This is a genomic window from Thalassospira sp. UBA1131 (assembly GCF_002311515.1).
Taxonomy (GTDB): domain Bacteria; phylum Pseudomonadota; class Alphaproteobacteria; order Rhodospirillales; family Thalassospiraceae; genus Thalassospira.
This window is the reverse complement of sequence record NZ_DCAO01000093.1, coordinates 21,790-26,781: the sequence shown is the minus strand read 5'-3', so window position 1 is coordinate 26,781 and position 4,992 is coordinate 21,790. Positions and strand designations below refer to the sequence as shown.

General features: G+C 55.4%; 4 protein-coding genes. 1 reads left to right on the top strand and 3 read right to left on the bottom strand.

The window, feature by feature from the left end; all coding sequences use genetic code 11:
- Nucleotides 1-815, bottom strand: an 815-nt coding sequence (locus tag B3Z49_RS14180; RefSeq protein ID WP_296992048.1) for a PDZ domain-containing protein, incomplete at its 3' end; no start/stop codon positions are given.
- 197 nt (nt 816-1,012) lie between these two features.
- Nucleotides 1,013-1,417: a DUF983 domain-containing protein gene (locus B3Z49_RS14175; protein ID WP_296992046.1), complete on the bottom strand. Its 405-nt coding sequence runs from the start codon at nt 1,415-1,417 to the stop codon at nt 1,013-1,015.
- A gap of 188 nt (nt 1,418-1,605) precedes the next feature.
- Between B3Z49_RS14175 and B3Z49_RS14170 the strand changes: the two genes are divergently transcribed.
- A complete protein-coding gene (locus B3Z49_RS14170) occupies nt 1,606-2,388 on the top strand; it encodes an Hpt domain-containing protein (protein ID WP_064780930.1) in 783 nt (260 codons plus the stop codon).
- Nucleotides 2,389-2,469: 81 nt separating this feature from the next.
- On the opposite strand, the gene rnr is transcribed toward B3Z49_RS14170, so the two are convergent.
- Nucleotides 2,470-4,902 carry a ribonuclease R gene (gene rnr / locus B3Z49_RS14165; RefSeq protein WP_296992027.1) on the bottom strand — a complete coding sequence of 811 codons (2,433 nt, stop codon included), beginning with the start codon at nt 4,900-4,902 and terminating at the stop codon, nt 2,470-2,472.
- Nucleotides 4,903-4,992 lie beyond the last annotated feature (90 nt).

The window sequence follows — 4,992 nt, the reverse complement described above, 5'->3', positions numbered from 1 at the left end:
TTCGCCTTCATGATGCTGTCGGCAAGCGTTGACGCGGTTGCCGAGTTGAAGCTGCTGACACGCGCAATCAGGATATTGTCACGGACATCATCGAACACTGTCCGGTCAATCACCCGTTCACGCAGTATCTCCATCGGGGTGATAGCGTTGCTTTTGGCTGCATTCACTTCAAGCAGGACAGATGTACCTTCCTCGCCATGCAGCAGGTCGGCAGCATAGCGACTGGCTTTGCCATACATGTCCTCGCCATTGACCGTCAGGATCTGATCGCCGGGATGCAGTCCGGCACGCGCAGCCGGGCTTTCCGCATGAACAAGTTTGACAACAGGGTAGCCACTTCCGCCAACCACACGAACGCCGATGCCAATATAGCCGTCACGACGGTTGCGCGCATTTTCTGCGCGTACCGGACCTTCATAACGGCTGTAACGGTCCAGATTGCGGATCGCACCGCTGATCAGGGCAGACTCGATGTCTTTGGTGTCCGTGTTGCGCAGTTTGGCCGAATGTGCCCGGTATCTTGCCAATCCGGTTAGCGTGATTTCGGACCAGATCTGAAGGTTGTCGTGATCCGTCATGCCGTCGGATGAAGCCGGGAGGGCAATCTTGCCGACCGTCCGGTCATCATATTGCAAGACCAGATCAGTCGGGGTGATGTCGACGCGAATGTTTTCGTCAATCGATGAGAGCCCATCAAGGGTGCTCACCAGGATCTGTTCACGGCTGATCGGATCGATATAGCGTGTTGCGACAAGTTCGATTGTTTGAGAAATCAGCTCGCGCGTCTGCGGATCATCAGGGGAGGTCACTGCCATCCGGTCTGAAGTGGCGCAGGCAGCCTGCAATACACATAACCCGACGGCAACACAGATGCGCCGCAAACGTCGCGCTCCTGCGTCGGGATTGTCATATGTATTCTGTGCTACGCGAAGTGCGACCAATTAAACAATCCGGTTAATTCAGGTGAGATAACCTACGCATTCTACTGGAAAAATTGGCATTCTGCCAACGACTATCCTTTGATGCGCATGGCCCATTGAGTGCCAAGAACAGCCCCTTTGATAAAGGGCAGAAAGCCAAGGCATAATGCGACGGTGGCCGGAAGCCAGATCGAAAGTTGCAGTGCCATCGACGGACTGAAATTCTGTTCCATCGCCAAGGCACCCGGGACCACGATGTGTCCGACCAGAAAGATCGTGAAGTAGGGCGGGGCATCATCACAGCGATATTCACCGATCGGGTGATTGCAAACATCACACTCGGAACGAAGCTTCAGATAGCCGCCAAAAGCAAAACCGTGGCCACAATTCGGGCATTTGCGGCGAAATCCGCGACGCAAACCGGTCATCAGTCGACCGCTGCTTTGGTCGCTGGTGGTGGCATTTGTTTCGGGAGAAATATCGTGTGGGGCATTCATGTTTAAAATTAACTCCTGTCATATCTCAGCGCCCTCTTGATCCGTGTGGCGAAAACAGGCATTGAGACTGTACGCCATCATCATGATGTTCGGTTGCGCAAGCAAGTAAAATCGGCCCTGCCTATTCACCTCAGGGGCGTATAGATGGTCACATTTGCTTGATCGAACAGTTGCCAAGGGAGTGCCCAGTGGGAAGTGCAGACGCAGTCATTGCCGGTCTGAAACAGGACTTCATTGAGGACACCATCGAACGCATTGATCGTATTGAAACCACGATTGATCGTGTCGCTGGCGGAATGGACGAAGCCGGACCGGGAATTGCCGAACTGCGGCGCGAAGCGCACACCGTCAAAGGACTTGCCGGATCATTCGGCTTTCCGCTGGTGGGTGCGATTGCGCATCGGCTTGAAGATTATATTGCCGAACTGACCCAAATTGATGATCTCGAAGCTGCATCGCTGGTGGATTTCACCAGTTGGATCCGCGAGATCATCGAAAGTGGCACCAATCCACAGGCCGAGGAAGAAACCCGTATTCTCCGTTCCCTGCCAACCCGCAGTGCCAAGGCGGATGAGCAGGATGATGCATCCGAAGTTGCGGTTGCGCAGGATAAGGAAGTCCTTCTGGTCACCGCGACCGCTGTGCAGGGGCATTTTTTGCAGCGTGCACTGCGTGAAAAGGGTTTTCGCACCATCACCGCCCGTTCGGCCGTCGAGGCTTTCGAAACGGTGGTTCAATCGCGCCCGGATGCCGTCATTACTGCGGCTGTGCTTGATGGGCTTAGCGGGATCGAACTGATCCGTGCATTGGCTGCGATGAAGACCCTGTCAGACAAAAAGCTTGGTCTGCTGACCAGTTTCGATGCGTCGCATCCCGATCTTGAAGGCCTGCCTGAAAACGTTGCGATCATCAGCAACAAGGGCAAACAAACCGCTGAGCATCTGGCGAAATTCATCGAAACCATGCTCTGAGCTTTTATTAGATCGTTGGTATCGAAAAGAAGAAGGCGGCCATATCGGCCGCCTTTTATTGTTTATGTTGGCAGATCGGGGCTAATCCGACTTCGGGCCCTGTTTGGGGGCGTTGCGCGCCGCCCGGTTGGATGCCACCAGCTTGCGCTGCTTTTTCGGTGTGGTCTTTTTCTTTGCCGCTGCTTTCTTGCCTTTGGACTTGGTTGCAGACGATCCAGCCGGACCATTTGCATCCCTTGGGCCGGATCGGAAACCGGGCTTGCTGCCATGGCGATGGCTGCGGTCGCCGGGGCTTCCGCGCCGTTTGCCCGTACCACGCCGTCCGCGTGGCCGTTCAACCAGATCGCGGGCGGTAATGTCGGCGTGTTCTGCCAGTCGCAATGCCAATGATCCGGTGGCTGCATCGGCATCGGCAATCCTGACGACAACCGTATCGCCCAGCTGGAACTTCTTGCCGCGATTTTGCCCGACAAGTGCGTGGCTTGCCGCGTCATGGACGTAATAGTCATCGGGCAGGGTGGATATCGGAACCAGCCCGTCTGCACCTGTTTCGTTCAATGAAACAAACAGACCAAAGTGGGTGACGCCAGAAATTTTGCCGGGGAATTCCGCCCCGACCTTGTCAGACATATAGGCAGCGACATAACGCTCAACCGCATCACGTTCGGCCATGGCCGCCCGTCTTTCGGTGCCTGAGATGTCCTCGCCGATCTGTTCGAACCGTTCGCCTTCTTCCGGCGTCAAACCGCCTTCACCAAGTTTAAGGCCAGCGATCAAAGCACGATGGACCAGAAGGTCGGCATAACGCCGGATCGGGGAGGTAAAGTGGGCATACCGTTTCAGTGCAAGGCCGAAGTGCCCGATATTGTCGGGGCTGTACATGGCCTGTGACTGACTGCGCAGCACGACCGTGTTGATCAGCTCAGACTCTGGCGTGTCCTTGGCGAGTTCAAGAATGCGGTTGAAATCACGCGGTTTCAGAACCGATGCCTTGTTCAGCTTGTAGCCAGCGCCTTCAAGGAATTCGTGCAACGCTTCAAGCTTTTCCTCGCTCGGTGCATCGTGGATACGATACATGCAGGGCTGCTTGATACGTTCAAGTTCCTCAGCAGCACAGACATTGGCTGCGATCATGAATTCTTCGATCAGCTTGTGACTGTCAAACCGTGCACGCGGCGCAATGGCGACGATCTGCCCGCTGTCATTGAGTTCGATCTTGCGTTCGGGCACATCAAGTTCAAGAACACCACGTTTCTTGCGTGCTTCCAGAAACGCATTGAACGCGCCATACAGCGGTTTGATGATGGTATCAACCAGCGGACCGGTGGTGTCGTCTGGCTGGCCATCCATGGCGCGCTGAACCTGATCATAGGTCAGACGGGCGGCTGACTTCATCATCCCGCGGCAGAACTTGTGACGCAGTTTGTGGCCGTGTTTATCCAGCCACATTTCAACTGCCATGCAGCCGCGATCTTCATGCGGGACAAGTGAACACCAGCCGTTCGAAAGCTCAAACGGCAACATCGGCACCACACGATCCGGGAAATAGCAGCTATTGCCGCGTTTGACCGCTTCGCGATCAAGTGCGTCCCCCGGACGCACATACCAGGACACATCGGCAATCGCGACCATGATGTGCCAGCCGCCTTCATTGGCGGGATCGGGGTCGGCTTCGGCCCAGACAGCATCGTCAAAGTCACGCGCATCGGCGCCATCAATGGTGACCAGCGGGATGTCGCGCAGATCAGTGCGTTTACCCAGCGGTGTGGCCTTGGACTCACGAGCCTGTAGTTCGACTTCCGGCGGGAATTCAAACGGAATGCCGCGCGCATGGATCGATACAAGGCTGATGGATTTGGGTTCATTGATATTGCCAAGAACCTCGGTAATCCGGCCTTTGCGCAGACCAAAATGTTTGCCCGGCAAAATTTCGGTCAGAACCAGTGCGCCGCTTTCAAGATCGGGATGGTCGTCAAGCGGGACCGCGATCTCGCCGCTATCCTTGCGGTCTGTGGGCACAACGCGGCCTTCGCGTTCATTGGGGCGATAAAGTCCCAAGACGCGCTGTGGCCCGCTTCCAAGGACCCGCATGATGCTGGCTTCGTAGGTATGCTTGCCGGTGTAGCGCAGTTTGGCCAGAATCTTGTCACCAATGCCTGGCGCACTTGGGCCGCCACGACGAATTGATTTCACAACAATCAGCGGCGGTTCGTATTCATGTTTCCAGACATTCGGTTTGGCCAGAACTTCACCGTCGTCATCAACGCCGGTGATTTCCAGAACTTCAACCGGGGGCAGGCGATCAGGTTTATCAAAACGCCGGCGACCCTTGACGACGTCGCCGCCAATTTTCAGGTCTTTCAGGATCTTTTTGAGTTCGATCTTGGCTGCGCCCTTAATGTTGAAGGCGCGCGCAATTTCGCGCTTCCCAACCGGTGTCGGGCTCATATCGATGAATTCGATAATCTCTTCCTTGGTGGGGAAGTGTTTTTTGTCTTCTGTATCGTTCGCCAACGTTGCGGCGTCCTTTCATAGGTATTCCAGAGAAAAGGAAGGCGGCGATTAATTCGCCGCCGCCTTTTTCGTGGTTGTCTTCTTCGCTGC

Excerpts from the sequence above, each read along its gene's own strand:
- B3Z49_RS14175 (WP_296992046.1), bottom strand. The coding sequence starts at position 1,417 with ATGAATGCCCCACACGATATTTCTCCCGAAACAAATGCCACCACCAGC.